Below are 21,666 nucleotides of genomic sequence, written 5' to 3'. Positions count from 1 at the left end.
GTCGTCGACGGGGGCGGAGTCGGCGCGCACGGGCGCGGGCGGGGCCTCGGTACGGGCGGGGCTCGCGGGCTCGGCGTCGGCCGGCTCGGGGCCGGACGCCTCCGTGCTCGGGCGCAGCGGCATGCGGAAGGGGTGGGCGTTCACGACGTGCGGCGCGGGGACCGTCCATGCGGATCCGGCCTCGGGGGAGACGACGGCGTCGAACGGGGTGGGCTCGGCGGCGGGGCGCTCGTCGTCCGCGTCGTCGTCGGCGGGGGTCCCGGCGGCGGGCACGCGGTCCTCGGGATCCACGTCGTCGTCCTCGGCGTCGTCGAACAGCTCGTCGAAGGCGTGCGTGCCGACGATGACCTCCTCGTCGTGCTCGGGATCCGTCGCCTCGGCGTCGTCCTCGGGACCGTCGACCTCGGGAGCCTCGTCCTCAGGAGCCTCGACCTCGACGGGGGCGGCGCCGAGGCGCACGCGGTCGGGTCCGAACAGGCCGCCCTCGGAGGTGCGCGGCACGGCGGGGAACGGATCCACCCAGCGGTGCGCGTCGCCCGACGGCTCGGCGGAGGTGCGCTCCATCTCCTGCTGGCGGCGGCGCAGCTCCCTGCGGCTGAGGAGGGGAGGCTCGGACGCCCCACCGTCGCGGTGGCCGGTGTCCTGCGTGTCGTCGGTCATGTGGCTCGCCTTCGTCGTCCCCGCCTGCGCGGACGAGGCTACCAGGGGCGCCCCCGCGCCCGGCCCCCGCGCATCGTCCCCGGCCCCTCGATCGGGGCACAGTCGCCGTCCCGGTAGTCCGTGCCGCGCGGCACGGGACCACTGGTGATCGGCGCCCCGACTACCGGCGTCGCGGGCGGGCGGGTCCCGGAGCGGGGCGGCGGTCCTACCTTCAGCCTGTCGTCCGGATCCGGCCGACGTTGGGGCGGGCCGTCCGGGACAGGATGCGCGACCCGCGCGATCAGGGGGAACACGGACATGGCACTTCACGCAGAGCGCTCGCGCATGACGCAGCGCACCAAGACGATGGCGTTCCTCTCCGGAGGACTCGTGCTCGGCCTCGGGATCACCGCGACGCTCGCGGCCTGGACCGACACCGAGTGGGTGTTCGGCGGCAACGCGGACGGCAGCGGCCCGGGCGTCGGCACGGGCACGTTCGAGGTGGAGCAGAACGTCTCCGTGCCGTTCGACCCCGCGGCGTTCGGGCAGTTCGAGACGAACCCCGGCCAGGACCTCGCGTTCGCGCCCGGCGCCCTCACGCTCAGCCCCGGCACCTCCGTGTACGCACCGGTCGCGCTCCGCACGATCGACGGATCCGTCGGGGCCGCCCTGACGCTGCAGGACGCCGTCCCCGCCGAGGGTGCGGGCCTCGAGGCCGAGGACCCGGACGGCCTGCTGCTCGCCGCGCTCACCCTCCGCGTCGCGGTGTCGGCCACCGCGACCACGTGCGACGCCGCCGCGTTCACCACGGGCACGATCATCGCGTCCGGCTCGCTCGACGCCGCGCAGGGCACCGCGGCGCAGGCGCTCGCCGCCGACAGCGGATCGACGCAGTACTACTGCTTCGAGGTCACGCTCCCGGCCGCGCCCGTGCTGCCCGCCGGCGCCACGGTCGACGTGCTCCAGGGTCGCGCCGTGACCCCCGCGTGGGAGTTCATCGGCACGTCGGTCTAGCCAGCGACGGATCCCCGACATGACAGCGCAGGACACGGCGACGCGGGCGGAGGCGCTCGCCGCCGCCCGCCGCGAGGCCGTCGACGCGGCCCGGGCACGCGCCCGACCGCGGCGGCCAGCCTGCGTGCGGGTGCGGGACGCGGTGATCACCCTCGCGGGCCTCGCCGGCCTCGCGGTCATCGCCTGGACCGTCCTGTCGCGTGTGCTCGGCCTGTCGCTCGTGGTGCTCATGACCGGATCCATGGCCCCTACGCTGCCCACCGGCTCGGTGGCGATCACGCTCGACCGCGTGCCCGCCGCCGAGCTGCACGTGGGCGACGTGGTGAAGGTGCCCCGGCCGGGGTACGAGCTGCCGGTCACGCACCGCATCGTGGAGGTCGGCCCGGTCACGGGCGCGGTCGACGCGCTCTCGCCGGGGGTGGATCCCGCCGACCCGGCCGCCCGCGAGCTCGTGCTGCAGGGCGACGCCAACGCGAGCGTCGACCCGTCGCCGTACGTCGTGACGGAGGCCGACCGCGTCCTCATCGGTGCGCCGTACCTCGGGTACGCCAGTCGGCTCCTGCACATGCCCCTGCTCGTCGCCGGGCTCGGCGGCGCGGTGCTGCTGCTAGTCGGCACGTCGTGGCCCCGCGCAGGCGGCCCGCGGACCACCGCCCCGGCCGGCGCGCCGGTCCGGGCACGACGCTCGGCCCATCGTGCGCGCTGACGCGGGTGCCGCGACGTCGGCCCGCCGCCCGCCGCTCCGCGTCCTGCTCTCGGCCGCCGCCGTCGTCGCGCTCGTGGCGGGTCTCCTCCTCATCGGCGGCCGCGCTGCGGTCGGGCTGATGCGGTTCCACGACACCGGGCTGCCGGGCCACCTCACGCTCGCGACCGACTGGAGATCCGACATGCTCGACGTCGCGCCGGGGGAGCAGGGGCACTGGATCATCCACGCGACCCTCCGCGACGAGGAACGGGGTGCGCTCGACGTGCGGATCCGCTCTGTCGGCGACCTGTCCGAGATCGACCCCGGCGTGCTCCTGCAGCTCGACCGGTGCGACCGCGAGTGGGCGGTCCCGCCGGGAGCGGCACCCGATGCCGCTCCGGTCTGCTCGGTCGGATCCGTGCCCGTCCTGCCGCCGACGCCGCTCTCGGCGTTCCGTGACGGGCCCGCCGCGATGCCCCTGCCCGACATCACCGCCGCCCGGGGTGAGCACCTGCTGCTGACCTCGACCATCGACTCCTCGCGCAGCGGGGACGAGCGGCTGATGGGGCGGACCGGCACGATCGCGGTCGGCGTCACCGCGAGCGGAGGCGATCCCGAGGTCGGGCCGGTCGCCGGAGGAGTCCTGCCGCGCACGGGCGGCACCGCCGACATCGGGGCCCTCCTCCTGATCGGGCTCGGCGCGCTGGGCCTGGGGCTCATGACGCGCGGAGCAGGCACGCGACGCGAGCGCGCGGCCGCGGTGGTCGCGACCGCGACCGCGACCGCGACCGACCCGGACGCCCGCGCATGAGCGCGCGACACGGGCTCGGGCGGCACACGGGCCGACGGGCGGAGCCCGCCCAGCCGCGCCGCTCGCGCGATCCGCGGCTCCCGCGCCGCGCCGCCCTCGTCGCGGCCGCCGTCGCCGTCGCCCTCGTGGCCGGCAGCGTGACCCCGGGACTCGTGCCCGTCGCCGCCGCCTGGACCGACCGGGAGTGGACCCACGAGCGCGTCGCCACGGAGACCGTCGATTGCGGCGTCGACACCGGCTACACCACCCGCGCGTCCTCCCGCTTCCTCGACGGCAACCTGCTGACACTCGACCTCGACACCGTCGCGGGCGTCCAGGGCCTGACCGCGATCGACGACCAGGCGGCGGGCGCCCAGGTGACCCCCGCGAGCGCCCGGGTGCTCGGACCCGGCGTGTTCGCGAACCCGCTCGCCGTCACGGCGGTCGCCGGCGCGGCGGCGCTCGACCTCTCCGGCCTCTCCCTGGGCCTCCCCGCTGGATCCGCGGGCGCGCTGAACCAGTACGCGCGCGTCTCCGAGACGGGCGTCGCCACCGGCGCGAGCGGCCTCGTCAGCGACTCCGGCGGCGTGGGCGTGACCTCGGGCACCCCGCCCGCGTCGCTCCCGGGACGCGCCACCATCAGCCTCGGCCGGGTGCTCCCCGCCGTCACCGACGTGACCGACGCGTCCCTGGCGGTCGGCGCGGTCGCGTCCCGGTCCACGCTCGACTGGTGCGCCGCGCGGGAGAGCGACGTCTGGGGCGACGGATCCGTGTCCGGCGTCACGCGCGACTACGGCATCGCGGGGCTCGACCTCCGCGTGGCGAGCCCCGCGGTCAGCGGCCTCACCTCGGCCGTGAACACGACGACCGCGACCGCCCTGCCCGCGGCGGCGACGTCGCTGTCCGGCACGACGGGCCTCGTCGGCCAGCTCATCACGGCGCGGATCGGCGCCCTCGTCAAGACCCTCGGCCTCGGAGCCCTCACCGGGACCATCACGGTCACCGGGGTGGATGCGGCGGCCACCGCCGTGGCGCCGCTCCTCACCCATCCGCTCCGCAGCGCCGACGGGACGGTCGTGGTCGACCTCGTCACCGGCACCGTGCGGGTCGACCTCGCGGCGCTCCTCGGATCCGGCCCCGGCGGGCTCAACGGCCTCGGCCCCAACAGCGAGATCGTGGTCGACGCCGCGCTGCTGAACGCGGTGTCGGCGCGGGTCGGGGCGCTGGTGGACGCGCGCTCCGCGGAGATCCGCGCCGCCATGACGACGGCCCTGCAGGGCGTCCGGATCGTCATCGACGTGTCGACGGTCATCTCCGCGACGGTGTCGGTGGCCGGCCTCGGCCTCACGACCGCGGAGATCCTCCGCCTGGCGGTGCAGTTCGACGGCACCCTCGCGCAGCTCGCGGCCGGCACGGTGCCGATCGCGGTGACGCCCACCGTCCTGCCGACGAGCGGCCTCGTGGGGGCGGCGGTCAACGCGCTGCTCGGCACCCTGCTGGGCGTGAACAGCCCGCTGGCCCTCGGCGCCCTCCTCGACGGCAGCCTCACGACCGGGTTGGTCGCGCCGATCGTCAGCACCGTGACGAACGCCCTGACCGCGCCCGTCACGACCCTCGGCGCGACCCTCGCCGGGCTGTCCGCGCGGCTCGTCACCGCCGTCGCGGCGGTCGTGAACCCGCTGCCGAGCGTGGTGTCGCTCATGGTCAACGTGCAGCCGGATCAGCCGGGCGCGCCTCCCGGCGCGACCGCCCTGCCCGCCGTGCCGCCGGACACGAGCGCGGAGTACGAGGTCACGGCCCTGCGGATCGGGCTCGTCGACGCGCTCGCGCCCGCTTCCGGATTCGCCGTGCTCGAGCTGGCCACGTCCACCGCCGGGCGCAGCACGTTCCGGACACCGTGATCCGCGTCCGTTAGGGTCGCCTGGTGATCCATCGACCCGGTGCCGCGCCGCCCGCGCAGGGCCGACCCGCCGCCGTCTCGTCCGTCGCCACCGAGCTCGGCGCGCTGCTCATGTCGATCCGGTCGCTGCGCGTCGAGGAGGCCGCCGTCTTCGACCCCGACCTCCAACCCGGCGCCTTCGCCGTCGCCCGCTGGATCCGCACCGACGGACCCGCGTCCGCCGGCGCCGTCGCGGCGGGCCTCCTCATGGACAAGAGCTCGGTGAGCCGGCACCTGCGCGTGCTGCGCGAGGCCGGCTACGTGCAGGACGAGCCGGATCCCGAGGACCGCCGCTCCACGATCCTCACCCTCACGCCGCTCGCCGAGGAGCGCCTCGAGCTGGTGCGGAAGGGCACGCGCGAGCGCCTGCAGAACCGCCTCCACGCGTGGGACACGGCCGACGTCGAGCAGCTCGCGGCCCTGCTGCATCGCTTCAACGTGTCGCCGCGCGACCGGCCCGCGGACGCCGACGCCTGATCCCGCGATCACCGGTCGCCTGCTCCGATCAGCCGCCTCACCCCGCCTGGTGCACCGCGTAGCTCGCCACGAACCCGAGCACCGTCACGAGCCCGGTGAGCGCCTGCGCCTTGCGGAAGGCCTCGGGGATCATCGTGTCGCAGATCATCGCGAGGATCGCGCCGGCCGCGAACGCCATCACGACCGACTGCCCGCTCTCCAGCAGGCCGCCGAGCAGCGCGTACCCGCCGAGCGAGGACAGCGCGCAGATCACGGCGATGGAGGTCCAGAGCCCGAAGACGTAGCGCGCGCTCCGGCCTGACTGCTTGAGGTCGGCCGTGCTCGACATGCCCTCGGGGAAGTTCGAGATGACGACCGCCACGAGCACGCCGATGCTCAGCGCCCCGCCGCCCGTGAGGCTGAGGCCCTGCACGGCCGTCTCGGGCACGCCGTCGAGGAGGGCGCCGAGCGCGATGCCCACGCCGGTGCCGCCTCCGCCGCCCGACTTCCCATGGTGCTTCCGGCGGAACCCGCCGTGCTCGAGGATCTGGTCGAGCACCACGTAGACCACCGCACCCGCGACGAAGCCGCCGTGCGTGGGGATCACGCCGCCGCTCTCCGCCGCCTCGTCGACCAGGTCGAACGACAGCGCCGAGATGAGCACGCCGGCCCCGAACGCCATCACGAGCGCGACGACCTCGCGCGGCACCTTCACGAACCACGCGACGAGGGATCCGACGACGAGCGACAGCCCGGAGAGCAGGCCGGCGAGACCGGCGAGGAGGAGAGGCGACATGCTTCCGAGGATGCTCCCTCTGCGGGCGTCCGTCACGCCGGACGAGCGCGCCGCGTCACCGCCCCGCCGACACCCCCGCGTCGCGGAGCGCCAGGTCGGCGAGCTGCCGCACCACGCGCGGGTCGCCGGCGCGCCAGGCGGCGACCGGATCCGGGTGCGCCTTCAGGAGCGACGCGGGCTTCCGCGACGACAGGGCCCGCAGCGCGAGCAGCTCGGTGCCGCCGGGCGTCGCGGCGAGCGATCGGGCGGCGGCCGCGCGGCGCACGAACGAGATGCGCCGCAGCAGCCAGTGCCGCACGATGAACGCGATCGGCACGAGCGCGACGAGGAGTCCGAGCACGAGCGCGATGGTCCCGACGAGCGACTGCTGGTCGCGACCCGCCTGCACGAGGCCGGATCCGATCCCGCTCGCGTCCTCGAACGGCCCGCGCGCGGCGTCGCCCACGAGCGGGAGGCGGCCGAGCGCGTCGGCCGCGTCGGTCATGGATCCGCTGAGCCGCGTGCCCGACTCCTCCATGCTGCGGCCGAGGTCGCCGAGCGGGCGGATGAGGGCGGCCACCGCGATCCCCACCAGCACCGACACGACGATGCCCGCGAGCGCCGCGGTGTCGGCCGCGATCTGCCGGGCGCGGACGAGGGGGAGCGCGGAGAAGAGCTGCATGCCTCCAGCCTGGCCCGCGGGTGGGCGGCGCGCGCGCGTCAGGCGGAGGGCGCGTCGAGCGCGTCCAAGGCCCGCAGCGCCTCGCGCGCCCGCTCGAGGCGTGCGTCCTCCGGCTCGTCCCACCAGCGCGGGCCGCGCTCGCCGAGGCCGTGCTTCGCGAGGCTCACCCGCTCCCGGGCCGCCGTCACCGCGGCGTCGTCGTCCGCGCGCTTCGCCGTGCGGACCCCCGAGCGCCCGCGGCCGAGGTGGGACTTCAGCGCGTCGACCAGCTCGGTCGGCAGCGACGGATCCGTGCGCGGCCACCGCCGCCCGTCCACGACCAGCCACCGCTCCGCCTCGATCGCCGCGTCGGCCGCCGCCGTGTCGTCGGGATCCTGGGGACGCTCGGTCATGATCCGACGCTAGCCCCGGCCGCGGTGGACGACGGGCCGCGCACGGCGATCGGCCATGCACGGGGACCGACACGCTCGAGGGCCGGGGCGCACGCACGCCCCGGCCCTCCGATCGGCCCCCCGATCAGCTCAGCGGGTCACCCCGTGAGCAGCTCTCCTCGTCAGCCGCGCCACACCTGGATCACCGACGGGCGCGGTCCGCGCCAGGCGCCCTTCGGCGGGGTGACGCCGGCCGGCACGTAGTCGGGGAAGAACGAGTGCTGCTCGGCGAACGAGCCGTCCTCGCCCGGGTGCTGCACCGCGACGAACACCATGCCCTCGGTGTCGTGCACGACCGGGCCGCAGGTCTCCGCCTCGGTGGGCACGGAGAGGAACTGCTGCACGTGGCCGCGCTCGGCGCCCTCGACCGGCACCTTGAACAGGCCGTCGTTGAGGCCGATGGTGCTCGGGGCGCCGTCGGTCGAGATCCAGAGGTTGCCCTCGGAGTCGAACGCGACGTTGTCCGGGCAGCTGATGGGCGAGACCTTGTCCTTCGGGAAGCCCGCGAAGTAGGTGGACTCGTTCTTCGCCGGGTCGCCCGCGACGAGCAGCAGGTTCCAGGAGAAGGTCGTCGAGCGGGCGTCGCCGCCGTCCTCGGTGATCTCCACGATGTGGCCGTCGCGGTTGGTCGTCCGCGGGTTCATCTCCGTGGCGCCCTCCTTGCCGGCCTTGCCGCGGTCGGTGTTGTTGGTGCAGGCGACGTAGATCTTGCCGGTGACGGGGCTAGGCTGCACGTCCTCGCAGCGGTCCATCTTCGTGGCGCCGGCGGCGTCGGCGACCAGGCGCGTGTTGACGAGCGCCTGCTCGGTGGTGAAGCCGGGGACCTGGCAGACGCCGTCGACCACGAGCGGGATCCACTGTCCGATGCCGTCGAACTGGCCGTCGGACGGGAGCTGGCCGGTGCCCGTGATCTCCGCGACGGGCGAGTCGCCCGTGAAGCGCGCCACGTACAGCGCGCCGCGCGTGAGGAGCTGCTTGTTCGTGCGGCGGTCCTGGCGCGAGGTGCCCACGACCATCGTGTCGTGCGAGACGAACTTGTAGAGGTAGTCGAAGCGCTCGTCGTCGCCCATGTACGCGGCGACGTGGCCGCTCTTGCCGAGGATCACGTTGGCGCCCTCGTGCTTGAAGCGGCCGAGAGCGGTGTGCTTGACGGGCGCCTCGCCGGGCTCGAACGGGTCGACCTCGACGATCCAGCCGAAGCGGTTGGGCTCGTTCTCGTAGCCGGCGTTGCGGGCGTCGAAGCGGGGGTCGATCTCCTCCCAGCCGCGGGTCGTCGCCTTGTCGGCGAGGCCGTAGCGCTTGTCGGCGACGCTGGTGCCGGGGGTGCGGAAGTAGCCGTTGAAGTTCTCCTCGCCGGAGAGCACGGTGCCCCACGGGGTGGTGCCGCCGGCGCAGTTGCCGAGCGTGCCGAGGATCCGCGTGCCCTTCGGGTCGTCCTTCGTGCGGAGCGACGCGGATCCGGCGGCGGGCCCGGTCACGGTGAAGGGCGTGTCCGCGGTGATGCGGCGGTTCTTCTGGTGGCCGATCGTGTACGTCCACGGCTGGCCGACGGTCTTCCGGCGGAGCGCGACGACCGACATGCCGTGCGACGCCTTGCCGATGCGGCGCTGCTCGGCGAGCTCGGCGTCGTCGGCCGCGGGCGGGAACATGATGTTCTCGTTCGTGTACTCGTGGTTGGCGACGAGGAGCGCCTCCTTGTTCCGCGAGTTGATCGGGATGATGTCGAGGTAGTCGTTGTTGTAGCCGAACTGGCGCGACGCGAGCTTGGCCGTCTGGTTGTCGGCGTCGAAGTCGTCGGCGTAGCTGAAGAGCGGGTCGCCCCAGCGGATGATCGGCGCCCAGCGGTATCCGGTCGGCACGGTGAACTGGTCGACCGCGGCGTCGACGGGCGTGATCGCCGTGAAGGGGAGCTTCGACGCGGCCTGCGCGGCCGCTGCCTCGGCGCCGGGGGCCGCGGCGTTCTGCGCCACGAGGATCGCGAGGGCACCGGCGCCCGCGCCGCCGAGCAGCGTGCGGCGCGAGAGGGCGCGGCCGGCGATGTCGCGGAAGTAGGAGTTGTCGGTGACGTTGGGCACGGGCTTCGTGCACGCGTCGTCGCACTTGAGGTGGCAGGTGACGGTGCTGCGCTTGCCGCGGGCGTGCGGATCGCGGGACAGGATCGGCAGCAGCCGGTGGTGGGTCTCACGGGTGAGGGTCATGTGGGGTCTCCATCGATCTCGGGCGTCTCCACCGGGCACGGCGGACGCATCACGCTTGAAAGGTATTGGCGCCCCCGGGCACGCCCCCGACGCCCGGGTGGACGCGGGGTGAACCGGGGATGGACGGATCGCGCGGGCGTACCGTCGAGCCACGGCGCGGATCCGTGCCGCTCAGACCCGAGGAGGATCCCCATGGCCAGGTTCGACACGAAGACCGCTCTCGTGACAGGCGGCGGCAGCGGCATCGGCGCCGCGATCTCCCGGGCGCTCGCCGCGGAGGGCGCATCGGTCGTCGTCACCGACATCCAGCTGGAGGCGGCTGAGCGGGTCGTCGCCGAGATCGAGGCCGCGGGCGGCACCGCCACCGCGTTCCGCCAGGACACCTCGAAGGCGGAGGACTCCGAGGCCGCCGTCGCGCACGCCGTCACGACCTACGGCGCCCTGCACCTCGCCGTGAACAACGCCGGCATCAGCGCGCCGGCCGCCGACATCGGCGACTACGACATCGCCGCGTGGGACCGCACCCGCGCGGTCGACCTCGACGGCGTCTTCTACGGCCTCCGCTACCAGCTGCCCGCGATGGTGGCGGCGGGCGGCGGCGCGGTCGTCAACATGAGCTCGGTGCTCGGATCCGTCGGCTTCGCGCAGAGCGCCGCCTACGTCGCGAGCAAGCACGCCCTCGTCGGCCTCACCAAGGTCGCGGCGCTCGAGTACACGGCGCGCGGCGTGCGCACCAACGCGGTCGGCCCCGGCTTCATCGACACCCCGCTTGTGCGCTCATCCCTCTCGGCCGACGCCCTGGCGTACCTCGAGAGCCAGCACGCGACGGGCCGCCTCGGCACGGACACGGAGGTCGCGGCCCTCGTGCTGTTCCTCCTCAGCCACGACGCGTCCTTCATCTCGGGCAGCTACCACCTGGTGGACGGCGGGTACTCGGCGCGCTGATCCGCGGGCCGGCCGAGCGCGCACCCGCACCGGCCCCCGCAGCCGCACCCGCGGCGCACGACCTCGGCCGCGGCCGCCCGGCGCGACGAGACGCCGGGCGGCCGCGGGGACGGTGCGGCGCTCGTCAGACGGGCGCGAGGAACGTGAGCTGCGACCCGTCCTCCACGATCAGCGGCCCGAGCGCGGCGTTGAAGTCGGCCCCGTACGACGCCCCGATGTGCGCCTGGAACGCGGCCTCGTCGCGGTAGACCTCGTGCACCACGAAGCGCGCCGGATCCTCCACCCGCCGATACGGCTCGAACACGACGTTCCCCGGCTCGGCGCGCACCAGCTCGGCGAGGTCCGCGATCATCCGCGCGACCTGCTCCTCGTGGCCGGGCAGCGCCGTGAACTCCGCGTACAGCACCGTGGCGGTCATGCCGTGGCCGCGCCCGTCATGATCGCGACGGCGTCGGTCATCGAGTGCGACTGCGGCGTGATGGTGGCCGCCTTCTTGCCGAGCCGCTGGATGTGGATCCGGTCGGCGACCTCGAACACCTGCGGCATGTTGTGGCTGATGAGGATCACCGGGATGCCCCGGTCGCGCAGGTTCCGCACCAGCTCCAGCACCTGGTTCGACTCGCGCACGCCGAGCGCCGCGGTGGGCTCGTCGAGCACCACGACCTTCGACCCGAACGCCGCGGCACGCGCCACGGCGACCGCCTGCCGCTGCCCGCCGGACAGGTTCTCGACGGGCACGGTCACGTCCTGCAGCGTCGAGATGCCGAGCTCGGTCAGCTCCGCCTTGGCGTCGCGGCGCATGCCGGCCGTGTCGAGCATTCGGAAGACCGATCCGAGGATCCCCTTCTTCCGCTTCTCCCGCCCGAGGTAGAGGTTCGACGCCACGTCGAGCGCGGGCGAGACGGCGAGGTTCTGGTACACCGTCTCGATCCCGGCGGCCCGGGCGTCCTGCGGCCGCTTGAACGACACGGGCTCGCCGTCGAGGAACAGCTCGCCCTCGTCGGGCGTCTCCGCTCCCGTGAGGCACTTGATGAGCGTCGACTTGCCGGCGCCGTTGTCGCCGATGATCGCGAGCACCTCGCCGGGGAACAGCTCGAGGCTGACGCCGTCGAGGCCGACGACGCGGCCGAACGTCTTCACGAGCCGCTTCGCCTCGAGCACGGGCGTGCGGGTCGCGGCGGGGGTGCTCCCCGCGGGGTCGGTGAGGGTCACTTGCGCACCTTTCGGATCCACTGGTCGACGGAGACCGCCACGATGATGAGGACGCCCACCGCGAGGGTCTGGTACAGCACGTCCAGCCCCGCGAGCGAGAGCCCGTTGCGGAACACGCCCACGATGAGCGCGCCGAGGAGCGTGCCCCACACGGTGCCGCGTCCGCCGAAGAGGCTCGTGCCGCCGATGACGACCGCGGTGATGGAGTCGAGGTTGAGGTCGGCGCCCGCGTTCGGGCTGGCGGCGTTGCTGCGGCCGATCGCGATCCAGGCACCGACCGCGAGGATCGCCCCCGCCGCGAGGTACACGCTCATGAGCACCCGGTTGACGCTGATGCCCGCGAGGCGAGCCGCCTCCTTGTCGTCGCCGACCGCGTACACGTGCCGGCCCCACGCCGTCTTGCCGAGGATGAAGGCCACAAGCACGTAGAGCACGAGCATGAGCACCACGCCGAAGCTGATCTTCACCCCGGCGAGGTCGAACGTGCGTCCCGTCCAGGAGAGCGCGGCCGGCATGTCCACGCCGCGGACGGTCGCGCCGTTGGAGTAGAGGAGCGTGAGCGCCACGAAGATGTTCAGCGTCCCGAGCGTGACGATGAACGGGGGGAGCCGCAGCCGCGTCACGAGCAGGCCGTTGAACGCGCCGGCCGCGAGGCCCACGACGAGCCCGGCGACGAGCGCCGCCGGTGCCGGCAGCCCGTTCTGGCTGGCGGTCTGCGCGATGACCATCGAGGTGAGCACCATGACCGCGCCGACCGAGAGGTCGATGCCCGCGGTGAGGATGATCAGCGTCTGCGCCACGGCGAGCGTGCCGACCACGGCGACCTGCTGCGTCACCAGCGACAGGTTGGCGGGATCGAGGAAGCGGTCGTTGAGCAGGCCGAACACGATGATCGCGAGGACCAGCACGACGGCGGGGCTGACGGCGGGGTAGCGGTGGAGCACCCCGCGGATCCGGTCGAGGGGCGTGCGCCGGTCGAGGAACTCGTTGGCGAGGTCGAGCGCGGAGGTGGGCGGGTTCGTGTGGGCGGTCGTCCGGCTCACGGTCACTCGCCCCAGCACTTCGTCGCGGCGTCGTCGGCCGTGATGCTCTCGAGGCCGTCGACGGGGGTGTCGGTGACGAGCGCGGATCCGGTGTCGAAGAAGTCGAGGCCGGCGCTCGTGGCGGGCTTGGTGCCGTCCTTCGCGAGCTGCGCGATGGCCTCGACGCCGAGCTGCGCCATCTTCACCGGGTACTGCTGCGCGGTGGCGCCGATGACGCCCTCCTTGACGTTCTTCACGCCCGCGCATCCGCCGTCGACCGAGACGAGGACGACGTCCTTCTCCTTGCCCGCGGCCTGGAGCGCCTGGTACGCGCCGAACGCGGCGGGCTCGTTGATCGTGTAGACGACGTTGATGTCGGGGTCCTTCGACAGCAGCGTCTCCATCGCCGTGCGGCCGCCGTCCTCGGCGCCCTGCGTGGCCTCGTTGCCGACGATCTCGTAGTCGCCGCCGCTGTAGTCGCCGGTCTTGGCCTCGTCGCCGTTCTTCGTCTTGTCCGCGACGTCGATGCCCATGCCGGTGAGGAAGCCCTGGTCGCGGTTGTAGTCGACCGAGACGGCCTTGTCGTCGTAGAGGTCGAGGAGGGCGATGGTCGCCTTCTTCCCGTCGAGCTGCGCGGCGGCAAACTTGCCGATGGACTCGCCCGCGGCGAAGTTGTCGGTGGCGAACGTGATGTCGACGGAGTCGGCGGGGTCGGGCGCGGTGTCGAGCGCGATGACGAAGAGGCCGGCGTCGCGGGCCTTCTGGATCGCGTCGACCACGGACGGGCCGTTCGGGGTGATGAGGATGCCCTTGTCGCCCTTCGAGATGGCGTTCTCGATGGCCTGAATCTGGGTGTCCTCGTCGCCGTCCTCCTTGCCGGCCGCGAGCGTGAGGTCGATGCCGTCCTTCGCCGCGGCGTCCTTTGCGCCGTCCTGCATCGCGACGAAGAAGGGGTTCGTGGTCGTCTTCACGATGAGCGAGACGCCGATGTCGCCGGATCCGCCGCTGCCGCCGGATCCGGATCCGCCGCTCGAGCTGGAGCAGCCGGTGAGCCCGGCGGCGGCGATGAGGGCCGCGGAGCCGAGGGCGATGGTGCGCACGAAGCGCGGGGATCGGTTCGTCATTGATGGATCCTGTCCTTCGGGTGGGAGCGCACTCCCGACAACGTTGTCAGGTAGAGGTCTAGCGGGTGCGACCCGGTAAGGTCAAGCCACTGCGCAGAGAGTGAGACCCATTCGTGACACCGTTGTCATCCCCGCCCGGCTCCTCCTCGGACGCGCGCCGACCCACGATGAAGCACGTGGCCCGGCTCGCGGGCGTGGGCCTCAAGACGGTGTCGCGGGTCGTCAACGGCGAGGCGAACGTCTCCGCGGAGATGACCGCCCGGGTGCAGGCGGCGGTGGAGCAGCTGCAGTACCAGCCGGATCTGCACGCCGGCAACCTGCGCCGCGCCGACCGGCGCACCAACACGCTCGGCCTGCTCGTCGGCAGCGTCGCCAACCCGTTCTCGGGCGCCGTGCACCGGGCCGTCGAGGAGGTGGCCAAGGAGCGACGGGTCGCCGTCTTCGCCTCGAGCCTCGACGACGACCCCGAGCGCGAGCGCTCCTCCGTCGACGCGTTCCTCGCCCGACGGGTCGACGGGCTCATCCTCACCACCATCGCGCCCAGCCAGGCCTACCTCGGCGTCGCGGCGTCGCGCGGCACCCCGCTCGTGTTCGTCGACCGCGTGCCCGCGGGGCTCGAGGCCGACGCGGTCATCGTCGACAACGCGGCCGGCATCTCCCGGGCCGTCGCGCACCTCGCCGACCAGGGCCACCGCCGCATCGCGTTCCTCGGGGACCGGCCGGAGATCTTCACGGCGCGGGAGCGCGAGCGCGGCTTCGTCCAGGAGATGCAGCGCCGCGGGCTGCCCGTGCTGCCCGAGCTCGTCCTCGACGGCGCGTGGGACGAGCGCGTGGCCGAGGCGCTCGCGGAGCGCCTGCTCGCCCTGCCCGAGCCGCCGACCGCGATCGTCAGCGGGCAGAACCTCATCACCATCGGCGTCATCACGGCCCTCCGGCGGCACGGGGCCCACCGGCGCATCGCGCTCGTCGGCTTCGACGACCTGCCGATGGCGGCCCTCCTGGATCCGGCCGTGACCGTGATCGCGCAGGATCCGTCGGGCATCGGCCACGCCGCGGCCGAGCGCGTCTTCGCCCGGCTCGACGGGGACGAGGGCCCCGCGCAGACCGTCGTCGTCCCCACCACGCTCATCGTCCGAGGCTCCGGAGAGGTCCCCCGAAATGCATGACCAGCCCATCGTGGTCGTCGGCGACGCCCTGATCGACCTGCTCCGCGAGGACGGCGAGGAGACCGCCTTCGTCGGCGGGGCCGCGCTCAACGTCGCCGTCGGCCTCGCGATCCTCGGCCACCGCGTGCAGCTCATCGCGATGGTCGGCGGCGACGCGCACGGCGACCGCATCCGCGCCGAGCTCGACGCGCACGGGGTGGAGCTCATCGCCACCGTCGGGCTGTCGGGGACCTCCGTCGCCGTGAGCGAGCGCGAGGACGGCGAGCCGCGCTACTCCTTCAACGAGGCCGCGTGGAACCGGCGCGTGCGCATCGGCGAGGCGGAGCGGGCGGCGCTGGATGCCGCATCGCTCGTGGTCGTCAGCTGCTTCCCCTACGACGACCACGAGCAGGCCGACGAGCTGCTGGCCGCCGTGCGGGATCCGCGCGAGCGCCTCCTCGTCGACCCGAACCCCCGCGCCGGCATGCTCCACGACGCCGCCCGCTTCCGCGACGGGTTCGCGCGCGCGGCCGCGGAGTCGCTGCTCGTGAAGATCGGCGACGACGACACCGCGCTGCTCGGCCTGGGCGCGCTCGCCGACGCGCGCGCGGCGCTCCACGACGCGGGCAGCCGCCTCGTGCTCGCGACCGAGGGCGCGCGCGGCGCGTCGGTGCAGCTCGAGGGCGGCGAGGTGGTCGCGGCGGGCATCGCGCCGGATCCGCGGCCCATCGTCGACACCATGGGCGCCGGGGACGCGTGCCTCGCCGCCGCGGCCGACGCCATCGCGCGTCGGGGTGCGCCGCTGACGCCCGCGGACGGCGAGGCGATGCTGCGCACCTGCATGGCGATCGCCGCGGCCACCTGCCGGGAGCAGGGCGCGCTGCTGCGGATGCCGACCGCCTGAGGCGGCCGCGCCTGGCGGCGGGGCAAGACCAGTCGCGATGTCTTCCTGGCCGGGCTAACGCCTCCTCCCTCGCAGGTCCTCGAACCTTCATGTCCTTGTGCTGACGGCGCGCCTATGAGGCAGCGTGGCGGGGGTACGCGGCGACAAAGCTTGCATGCCAGCCGGGGGCATCGGCGCGGCGATCACCAGAAGCCTTTGCGAGCGTCAACGCGGTTTTCATACTCTGATCAGGAGGGGCCGATGGGGACCCTCATGGCCCTATGCCGCTGGTCGGAGTCGGAGGTGGAGGCTAGGGTACATCTGTGCCCCAGACTTCGACCAACGACGGATCTACGTCTGCTTGCACTAATCCTGCCCTCGCGCCAATCCACTACCATTGGTATCCGCTCCGCGAGGGCCGGAACCTCGTGACCGAAATTCGAGAGCTTGCAGCCGCGGAAGGGCTTCCCTCCGGTGATATTGACCGATTAGTGGGTGAGTTTCGCGCCCGTGGTCGTGCGCTGGTGCAAGGTCGACTTGTTCCTGTACGCCATGTCAAGGGGCCGATGCAGTCGGTCACAGACCTGGATGTCTTCGAGCTTCGAGCTATGGTGGAGTACGGCGAGAGTCTCGAAGCGCATGTACGGGTCTACCACGTCGAGCCCGTTCGGCTCCGGCAACCAGGGGGTACGACGATCGTTGGTCTTCATGTTCACCTGAAGAATCTCTCCGACCCGGCGACAGTCCGAGCGCATCAAGACTCGGAGCTACAAATTGCCCGATCAAGGTATCATTCTGGCCGGACCAGCTCCTGGGGTGGGGCAAGTCTTGTCAACCGTTGACCAACTCGGTATAGAGTGCAGTCTATGTCCCCGGCATACCATGACTTTGAGCCCGAATCTACTCGCGACTCGCCGACTGACGAGTTCGACACTGGTACCGAGACCGACTCTGAGCGTCTTGCGCGCCTGCTCGCCGAGGCGGACGTCGATCTGATCGACACTCTTCGTCGCGTACGTGAGCACCGGTCCTTGAGCCAGGAGCAGCTAGGCGCACTTATGGGCGTCAGTCAAGCCACTGTGTCGAGCTTCGAGAGCGGGGCGTCTGAGCCGAAGCTTGCCACCATTAGGCGCTACGCTCACGCCCTTAACGTCGTTGTCGAGCATTCTGTGCGACCGATAGATGCCTCTCTGTCTTCTTTGTTTACGTGGACTACCGTGTCCGGTTTTATTACCAATCCTCGTTCTACGAGTACCCGAGCTGGCACCTACTCCGCCGCAAACAGCAAGAAGTCGGATTTTGCTCTTGCCGGGTAGTGGCCCCACGCCTCACGTTGTGAGTGATGTCGTCGAACTAGTCAACCTTGTAGAGCTCGACGATATGTATGTCTACGAGGAGCGAGGCCGTCGCATTGCGCGAGATTCGAACGAGTTTGACAACACCGACAATGAGGCTGCGCAGTCGGATGAGTTAAAGCCGAAGATTCGCAATCTCATGGGCGTCACGGAGCTCTCCGGGTCTGATCACTATGGGATTGCTTTTCGATTTCGAATCGTATTTGACGACCGCGCGGGGAACGAATTTATAGCGGACATGCAAGCTCGCTACGGATTGCCTCACAAGTGTCAGATCAGCGATGATATCAAATCAGAGTTTGCGCAGGAGGTTGCGTTTTATGCCGTATATCCCTATTTGAGGGCATCTCTGCAGACGACGGCTTCGAGAATGGGTGTACCGGCCCCCGTATTAGCGATAGTGCGGCGCGGGGAATTTGAACTGGGCGAACAGATGTCCGATGATCAAACGCGAGTAGAGTTTCACGACAACGCTCCGGACGTATAAGCAAGTGGGAATTGCCAGCTGACTGAGGCGGTAGCTCAGCGTGCCGCAAGCAGGGCGCAGGGTACCGGGGCGCGGGGCCGTGGGATCCGACTCCCGCGTGCGGCGTAGCGTCGTGGCGAGCGAATCGATCGAACCGCCGAGCGGGACCCCCTCGGCGGCGGTGCTCGAGCAGGTCATCGCCGTCGTCCGTGACGCGTCTGCCGACGACACCCTTCCTCGGCCGACGGCTGCGGGCCTGCGCCTGGCACCGATGGAGCAGACGAGGAGGATCACCATGGACGACGCACGGACCCTGATCATCGGCGGGACCGGCACGGTCGGCTCGGCCGTCATCGCCGAGGCCCTCCGCCGCGGGATGACCGGACTGCGGGTCATGAGCCGCGATGCGAGGCGGCTCGCCGGCCTCCCCGACGGCGTCGAGGGTGTGGTCGGCGACCTCGGCGACCCCTACGACGCGATGCCCGCGTTCGACGGCGTCGAGCAGGTGTTCCTGGCTCTCACGGGAACGCCCACCGAGCTGTACGAGACGACCGTCGCGGTGGACCAGGCCGTGGCAGCGGGGGTCCGCCGGATCGTCTACCTGTCCGTCCAGGACCTCGACCGGGCACCGCAGGTGCCCCACAACTCCGCGAAGCTCGCGGTGGAGTCCCTCCTCGAGCACAGCGGTGTCGAGGCCTGCTTCCTCCGGGTCAACAACTTCTTCCAGAACGACCTCTGGTACCTCGACGCGATCCGCGACGGCGTGTACCCGCAGCCCCTCGGCGCGACGGGCGTCTCCCGGGTCGACGTGCGCGACATCGCCGAGGTCGCCGTGAGCGCCCTGACCCCGGGGTCGGAGCTCGCGGGCCCGATCGACGTGGCCGGCCCGACCGCGTGGACCGGCGAGGCGACGGCCGCGGCCCTGTCCGAGGCCCTCGGGAGGGCGGTGACGTACGGGGGAGACGACCTCGCGGCATGGCGCGAGGCGTCCCTCGCCTCCATGCCCTCCTGGCTCGTCTACGACTACGAGCGCATGTACTCCGGCTTCCAGCGGGACGGGCTCATCGGGAGCCCCGAGGCCATCGCTCGTCTCACCGCGATCCTCGGGCATGCGCCCCGCTCCTACGAGGACTACGTGCGCGAGCTGCTCGCGCCTGCCGCGTAGGGCGTTGCGTGCCCGGATCCCCCGACGGCTCAGCGGGTGAGCGCGAGGGCCAGCGCGGCCAGGCCGGCGCACGCGGTGAGGGCGGCGACGAGCGCGGGGAGCGCGCCACCGGGGAGCCTGGTGGTGCCGGGCTCGGCGGATCCCGAGGTGAGGATCCGGTGCACGCGCCGGTAACGGCGGTGCGCGGTCGCGAGCACGGTGAGGGCGGCGATCACGCCGACCGCGGCGACGACGAGGCCGGCCGCGCCGAGGAGCGTCGGGAGGACGCGCAGCCCCAGCAGGGATCCGACCACGAGCGCGAGCGCCGTGCGCCGCCACGCGAGGGCGGTGCGCTCGGGTTGGAGGCCGGGGTCGAAGGGGCGCGCGGCCGGATCCGGGGCGCTCACGCCGTCAGCACGCCCAGCAGCACGAGCGTCGCCGGCGGCGACCACGGCGATCCCGAGCGGCAGCGACAGCGCGGCCGACGGCAGCGGGTGGTCGCGGCGCAGGGCGCGCTCGGTGCGCATCCAGCCGATCCATGCCTGGGCGGGCGCGGCGATCCCGGTGACGATCAGCACGATCGAGGCCGCGAGCCGGAACCCCGGCTGCAGCCCGAGCCCCAGCGCCTCCAGCGCGACGCCGCCGGCGATGAGGGCGAGCGAGGTGCGGATCCACGCGAGGAACGTGCGCTCGTTGGCGAGCGAGAACCGCACGTCGGGCTCGGCCCCCTCGCGGTAGACGCTCCTCGGGAAGCGGCGGTCGGGGGCGGTCATGCGGCGGGGTGCGGGGATGGGACGGCCGGGGCGCGCGAGGGCATGCCGCCATTCTCTCCAGCCTGGCCGATCGCCGCGCCGATCCGCGCCCGGTGCCGCCGCTCGATCGCCTGGCCTGCGTACGACGCCGCGACGATGAGCGCCGCGCCCGCCGCGCCGATGGGCCCGATCGCCTCCCCGGCTAGCACCACGCCCACCAGCAGCGCCCACACCGGCTCGGTGCCCATGAGGATGCTCGCGCGCGACGCCGACGTCCGCCGCACGGCCCAGAGCTGCACGGCGAACGCGAACAGCGAGCACAGCACCCCGAGGAAGAGGAGGCCGGCCCAGCCCCGGGCGTCGAGCGAAGCTGCCGCCGCGGGCAGGTCGGGCCCCGACATCGCGGAGAACAGGGCCGCGCACACGAGCATCTGCACGAGGACCACGCCGAGGGATCCCTCGCTCCGCCCGCGCGTGAGGTGCCCGCTCGCGGTGACGTGGACGGCGCGCACGACCGCGGCGGCGATCACGAGCCCGTCGCCCGGGGTCGGTGCGCGCAGCCCGCCCTCGGAGACGAGCAGCGCGACGCCGACCACGGCCGCGACCGCCGCGACGAAGTACGACCGCGGCAGCCACGACCGCGACGCGGCGCCCTCGAGCACGGGCGTCATCACGAGCGCCAGGCTGATGAGGAGGCCCGCGTTGGTCGCGCTCGTCAGGTGCACGCCCCAGGTCTCCAGCCCGATGACCGCCGCCTGCGAGCAGCCGAGGAGCGCCGCGATGAGGAGGCCGCGGCCGCGCGGCAGCCGCTCGCGCCGGGCCAGGCAGACGACCCCGGTCGCGACCGCCGCGACGAGGAAGCGGAGCGCGACGGCCACGGGCACGCCCGTCTCCGCCGCGAGGTCCTTGGCCGCGAGGAAGCTCGCGCCCCACACCGCCGCGACGGCCAGGAGCAGCAGGTCGACGACGGGCTCGGTGCGGGTGCGGGAGGCCATGCCCCCACTGTCCGGCAGTCGACCCGGAAGATCGACGGGCACCGTCTTCATCGATGCGTTAGACAAGGCTCATGGATCCCGCTCGCCTCCGACTGCTGCGCGAGCTCGGCGACCGGGGCAGCGTCGCGGCCGTGGCGGCGGCGATGCACGTGAGCGCGTCCGCCGTCTCGCAGCAGCTCGCCGCGCTGCAGGCCGGCGTCGCCGTGCCGCTCACCGTGCGGCGCGGGCGGCGCCTGGCGCTCACGGAGGCGGGGGAGGCGCTCGCCGCGGCCTCGGTCCGCGTGGACGAGGCGCTCGCCGCGGCGCGGGACGCCGTCGGGTCGTTCCTCGAGCACGATGCCCGGGCCGTCCGCGTGTCCGCCTTCCACAGCGCCGGGCTCGCGCTCTTCGGGCCGCTGCTCGCGGAGCTGGCGGGCGCCGGGGGATCGGATGCCGGGGGATCCGCCGCGGGGGTCCGCGTCGCGCTCGCGGACGCGGACGTGGCGCAGGGCGACTTCGCGGGCCTCACCGCCGATCACGACCTCGTCGTCGCGCACCGCCTCCCGCACGACCCGCCGTGGCCGACCGCCCGGCTCGTGGTCGTGCCGCTCCTGGTGGAGCCGCTCGACATCGCGCTGCACGCCGGGCACCCGCTCGCGTCGTCCGCCGGCATCACGCCGGACCGGCTCCGCGACGAGCGGTGGATCTCCACGCACGCGGGCTTCCCGCTCGCGGGCGTGCTCGACCACCTCGGCGCGCTGATCGGGCAGGCTCCGCGCGTCGTCCACCGCGTCAACGAGTTCTCGGTGGCGGCGCAGATCGTGCGGACCGGCGACGCGATCGCCGTGATGCCCCGGACGACCGGCGCCCCGCTCGCGGTCGACGGGATGGTGCTGCGGCCGGTACTCGGCGCGCGGCTCGTGAGGCACGTCGACGTGCTCGCCCGGCCGGATGCGCTCGCGCAGACGCCGGTCCGCGCGGTGCTCGCGGCGCTGCGGCGGGTGGCGGATGCCGCGGCGGCGGCCGCCGAGCGAG

The 21,666-nt window shown here is 73.0% G+C and carries 21 protein-coding genes and 3 pseudogenes; 12 read left to right on the top strand and 12 right to left on the bottom strand.

The window, feature by feature from the left end; translation table 11 throughout:
- Positions 1-660, bottom strand: a pseudogene (locus tag HDR73_RS01430) (ATPase); the annotation flags it as partial.
- 297 nt (positions 661-957) lie between these two features.
- On the opposite strand from HDR73_RS01430, the gene HDR73_RS01425 reads away from it, so the two are divergent.
- From HDR73_RS01425 to HDR73_RS01405, 5 genes are read left to right on the top strand one after another with little or no spacing between them, the layout of a single operon-like run.
- A complete protein-coding gene (locus tag HDR73_RS01425; protein ID WP_012300159.1) occupies positions 958-1,653 on the top strand; it encodes a SipW-dependent-type signal peptide-containing protein in 696 nt (231 codons plus the stop codon).
- A gap of 19 nt (positions 1,654-1,672) precedes the next feature.
- Positions 1,673-2,359: a S24/S26 family peptidase gene (locus tag HDR73_RS01420; protein ID WP_012300160.1), complete on the top strand. Its 687-nt coding sequence runs from the start codon at positions 1,673-1,675 to the stop codon at positions 2,357-2,359.
- Positions 2,349-3,149 (top strand): hypothetical protein, encoded by an 801-nt coding sequence (locus HDR73_RS01415; protein ID WP_012300161.1) that lies wholly within the window; start codon positions 2,349-2,351, stop codon positions 3,147-3,149. Before HDR73_RS01420 ends, HDR73_RS01415 begins: the two co-directional genes overlap by 11 nt.
- Positions 3,146-5,029: a choice-of-anchor G family protein gene (locus HDR73_RS01410; RefSeq protein ID WP_012300162.1), complete on the top strand. Its 1,884-nt coding sequence runs from the start codon at positions 3,146-3,148 to the stop codon at positions 5,027-5,029. The genes HDR73_RS01415 and HDR73_RS01410 overlap by 4 nt, the downstream gene beginning before the upstream one ends.
- A 23-nt stretch (positions 5,030-5,052) precedes the next feature.
- Positions 5,053-5,544, top strand: coding sequence for a MarR family winged helix-turn-helix transcriptional regulator (locus tag HDR73_RS01405; RefSeq protein WP_012300163.1), 492 nt, complete (start codon positions 5,053-5,055; stop codon positions 5,542-5,544).
- Between the two features lie 37 nt (positions 5,545-5,581).
- Here HDR73_RS01405 and HDR73_RS01400 read toward each other — a convergent pair whose 3' ends face one another.
- The 4 genes from HDR73_RS01400 to HDR73_RS01385 form a co-directional block, all read right to left on the bottom strand.
- Complete coding sequence (locus tag HDR73_RS01400; protein WP_041464748.1) at positions 5,582-6,319, bottom strand: ZIP family metal transporter; 738 nt, start codon at positions 6,317-6,319, stop codon at positions 5,582-5,584.
- A gap of 55 nt (positions 6,320-6,374) precedes the next feature.
- Entirely contained in the window at positions 6,375-6,980 is a 606-nt protein-coding gene (locus HDR73_RS01395; protein WP_012300165.1) for a hypothetical protein, read from the bottom strand.
- A 38-nt stretch (positions 6,981-7,018) separates the two neighbouring features.
- On the bottom strand, positions 7,019-7,372 hold the full coding sequence (locus tag HDR73_RS01390; protein WP_012300166.1) for a hypothetical protein: 354 nt from the start codon (positions 7,370-7,372) through the stop codon (positions 7,019-7,021).
- 161 nt (positions 7,373-7,533) lie between these two features.
- Positions 7,534-9,609: a PhoX family protein gene (locus tag HDR73_RS01385; protein ID WP_041464749.1), complete on the bottom strand. Its 2,076-nt coding sequence runs from the start codon at positions 9,607-9,609 to the stop codon at positions 7,534-7,536.
- A gap of 192 nt (positions 9,610-9,801) precedes the next feature.
- On the opposite strand from HDR73_RS01385, the gene HDR73_RS01380 reads away from it, so the two are divergent.
- Positions 9,802-10,554 (top strand): SDR family NAD(P)-dependent oxidoreductase, encoded by a 753-nt coding sequence (locus HDR73_RS01380; protein WP_012300168.1) that lies wholly within the window; start codon positions 9,802-9,804, stop codon positions 10,552-10,554.
- Between the two features lie 124 nt (positions 10,555-10,678).
- Here HDR73_RS01380 and HDR73_RS01375 read toward each other — a convergent pair whose 3' ends face one another.
- Genes HDR73_RS01375 through HDR73_RS01360 form a run of 4 tightly spaced genes read right to left on the bottom strand, consistent with a single transcriptional unit; the run spans position 10,679 to position 13,912 of the window.
- Positions 10,679-10,972, bottom strand: coding sequence for a putative quinol monooxygenase (locus HDR73_RS01375; RefSeq protein ID WP_012300169.1), 294 nt, complete (start codon positions 10,970-10,972; stop codon positions 10,679-10,681).
- Complete coding sequence (locus HDR73_RS01370; protein ID WP_041464750.1) at positions 10,969-11,766, bottom strand: ATP-binding cassette domain-containing protein; 798 nt, start codon at positions 11,764-11,766, stop codon at positions 10,969-10,971. The genes HDR73_RS01375 and HDR73_RS01370 overlap by 4 nt, the downstream gene beginning before the upstream one ends.
- Positions 11,763-12,809 (bottom strand): ABC transporter permease, encoded by a 1,047-nt coding sequence (locus tag HDR73_RS01365; RefSeq protein ID WP_041465105.1) that lies wholly within the window; start codon positions 12,807-12,809, stop codon positions 11,763-11,765. The genes HDR73_RS01370 and HDR73_RS01365 overlap by 4 nt, the downstream gene beginning before the upstream one ends.
- A gap of 2 nt (positions 12,810-12,811) precedes the next feature.
- On the bottom strand, positions 12,812-13,912 hold the full coding sequence (locus tag HDR73_RS01360) for a substrate-binding domain-containing protein (RefSeq protein ID WP_012300172.1): 1,101 nt from the start codon (positions 13,910-13,912) through the stop codon (positions 12,812-12,814).
- 113 nt (positions 13,913-14,025) lie between these two features.
- On the opposite strand from HDR73_RS01360, the gene HDR73_RS01355 reads away from it, so the two are divergent.
- The 5 genes from HDR73_RS01355 to HDR73_RS01340 all read left to right on the top strand — a co-directional run bounded on the left by HDR73_RS01355 (position 14,026) and on the right by HDR73_RS01340 (position 18,926).
- A complete protein-coding gene (locus tag HDR73_RS01355) occupies positions 14,026-15,078 on the top strand; it encodes a LacI family DNA-binding transcriptional regulator (protein WP_012300173.1) in 1,053 nt (350 codons plus the stop codon).
- The gene (locus HDR73_RS01350; RefSeq protein ID WP_012300174.1) at positions 15,071-15,961 is read left to right on the top strand and encodes a carbohydrate kinase family protein; all 891 of its coding nucleotides are present in this window, start codon (positions 15,071-15,073) and stop codon (positions 15,959-15,961) included. Before HDR73_RS01355 ends, HDR73_RS01350 begins: the two co-directional genes overlap by 8 nt.
- Positions 15,962-16,806: 845 nt before the next feature.
- Positions 16,807-17,256, top strand: coding sequence for a helix-turn-helix domain-containing protein (locus tag HDR73_RS16505; protein ID WP_086935933.1), 450 nt, complete (start codon positions 16,807-16,809; stop codon positions 17,254-17,256).
- Between the two features lie 19 nt (positions 17,257-17,275).
- Complete coding sequence (locus tag HDR73_RS01345; protein ID WP_012300177.1) at positions 17,276-17,782, top strand: hypothetical protein; 507 nt, start codon at positions 17,276-17,278, stop codon at positions 17,780-17,782.
- Between the two features lie 274 nt (positions 17,783-18,056).
- Complete coding sequence (locus HDR73_RS01340) at positions 18,057-18,926, top strand: SDR family oxidoreductase (RefSeq protein ID WP_041464753.1); 870 nt, start codon at positions 18,057-18,059, stop codon at positions 18,924-18,926.
- 29 nt (positions 18,927-18,955) lie between these two features.
- Here the strand turns inward: HDR73_RS01340 and HDR73_RS01335 are convergent.
- From HDR73_RS01335 to HDR73_RS01325, 3 genes and pseudogenes are all read right to left on the bottom strand, one after another.
- Positions 18,956-19,267 (bottom strand): annotated as a pseudogene (locus HDR73_RS01335) (DUF202 domain-containing protein); the annotation flags it as partial.
- 41 nt (positions 19,268-19,308) lie between these two features.
- A pseudogene (locus HDR73_RS01330) lies at positions 19,309-19,678 on the bottom strand (YidH family protein).
- Complete coding sequence (locus tag HDR73_RS01325) at positions 19,675-20,652, bottom strand: DMT family transporter (RefSeq protein ID WP_041464754.1); 978 nt, start codon at positions 20,650-20,652, stop codon at positions 19,675-19,677. The pseudogene HDR73_RS01330 and the gene HDR73_RS01325 overlap by 4 nt, the downstream one beginning before the upstream one ends.
- 71 nt (positions 20,653-20,723) lie before the next feature.
- On the opposite strand from HDR73_RS01325, the gene HDR73_RS01320 reads away from it, so the two are divergent.
- Positions 20,724-21,666: LysR family transcriptional regulator (locus HDR73_RS01320; RefSeq protein WP_287136195.1), on the top strand; the 943-nt coding region annotated here is incomplete at its 3' end.

The sequence above is a fragment of the Clavibacter sp. genome, from assembly GCF_014802555.1.
GTDB lineage: Bacteria > Actinomycetota > Actinomycetes > Actinomycetales > Microbacteriaceae > Clavibacter > Clavibacter sepedonicus.
The sequence above is the reverse complement of the archived record's forward strand: the minus strand, read 5'-3'. Positions and strand labels throughout refer to the sequence as shown.

What these genes read in the sequence shown, in the direction of transcription:
- HDR73_RS01350 (WP_012300174.1), top strand. Translation starts at nt 15,071, where the DNA reads ATGCATGACCAGCCCATCGTGGTCGTCGGCGACGCCCTGATCGACCTG.
- HDR73_RS16505 (WP_086935933.1), top strand. Translation starts at nt 16,807, where the DNA reads ATGTCCCCGGCATACCATGACTTTGAGCCCGAATCTACTCGCGACTCG.
- HDR73_RS01380 (WP_012300168.1), top strand. Translation starts at nt 9,802, where the DNA reads ATGGCCAGGTTCGACACGAAGACCGCTCTCGTGACAGGCGGCGGCAGC.
- HDR73_RS01400 (WP_041464748.1), bottom strand. Translation starts at nt 6,319, where the DNA reads ATGTCGCCTCTCCTCCTCGCCGGTCTCGCCGGCCTGCTCTCCGGGCTG.
- HDR73_RS01425 (WP_012300159.1), top strand. Translation starts at nt 958, where the DNA reads ATGGCACTTCACGCAGAGCGCTCGCGCATGACGCAGCGCACCAAGACG.
- HDR73_RS01395 (WP_012300165.1), bottom strand. Translation starts at nt 6,980, where the DNA reads ATGCAGCTCTTCTCCGCGCTCCCCCTCGTCCGCGCCCGGCAGATCGCG.
- HDR73_RS01410 (WP_012300162.1), top strand. Translation starts at nt 3,146, where the DNA reads ATGAGCGCGCGACACGGGCTCGGGCGGCACACGGGCCGACGGGCGGAG.
- HDR73_RS01325 (WP_041464754.1), bottom strand. Translation starts at nt 20,652, where the DNA reads ATGGCCTCCCGCACCCGCACCGAGCCCGTCGTCGACCTGCTGCTCCTG.
- HDR73_RS01390 (WP_012300166.1), bottom strand. Translation starts at nt 7,372, where the DNA reads ATGACCGAGCGTCCCCAGGATCCCGACGACACGGCGGCGGCCGACGCG.
- HDR73_RS01385 (WP_041464749.1), bottom strand. Translation starts at nt 9,609, where the DNA reads ATGACCCTCACCCGTGAGACCCACCACCGGCTGCTGCCGATCCTGTCC.
- HDR73_RS01420 (WP_012300160.1), top strand. Translation starts at nt 1,673, where the DNA reads ATGACAGCGCAGGACACGGCGACGCGGGCGGAGGCGCTCGCCGCCGCC.
- HDR73_RS01340 (WP_041464753.1), top strand. Translation starts at nt 18,057, where the DNA reads ATGGACGACGCACGGACCCTGATCATCGGCGGGACCGGCACGGTCGGC.
- HDR73_RS01360 (WP_012300172.1), bottom strand. Translation starts at nt 13,912, where the DNA reads ATGACGAACCGATCCCCGCGCTTCGTGCGCACCATCGCCCTCGGCTCC.
- HDR73_RS01375 (WP_012300169.1), bottom strand. Translation starts at nt 10,972, where the DNA reads ATGACCGCCACGGTGCTGTACGCGGAGTTCACGGCGCTGCCCGGCCAC.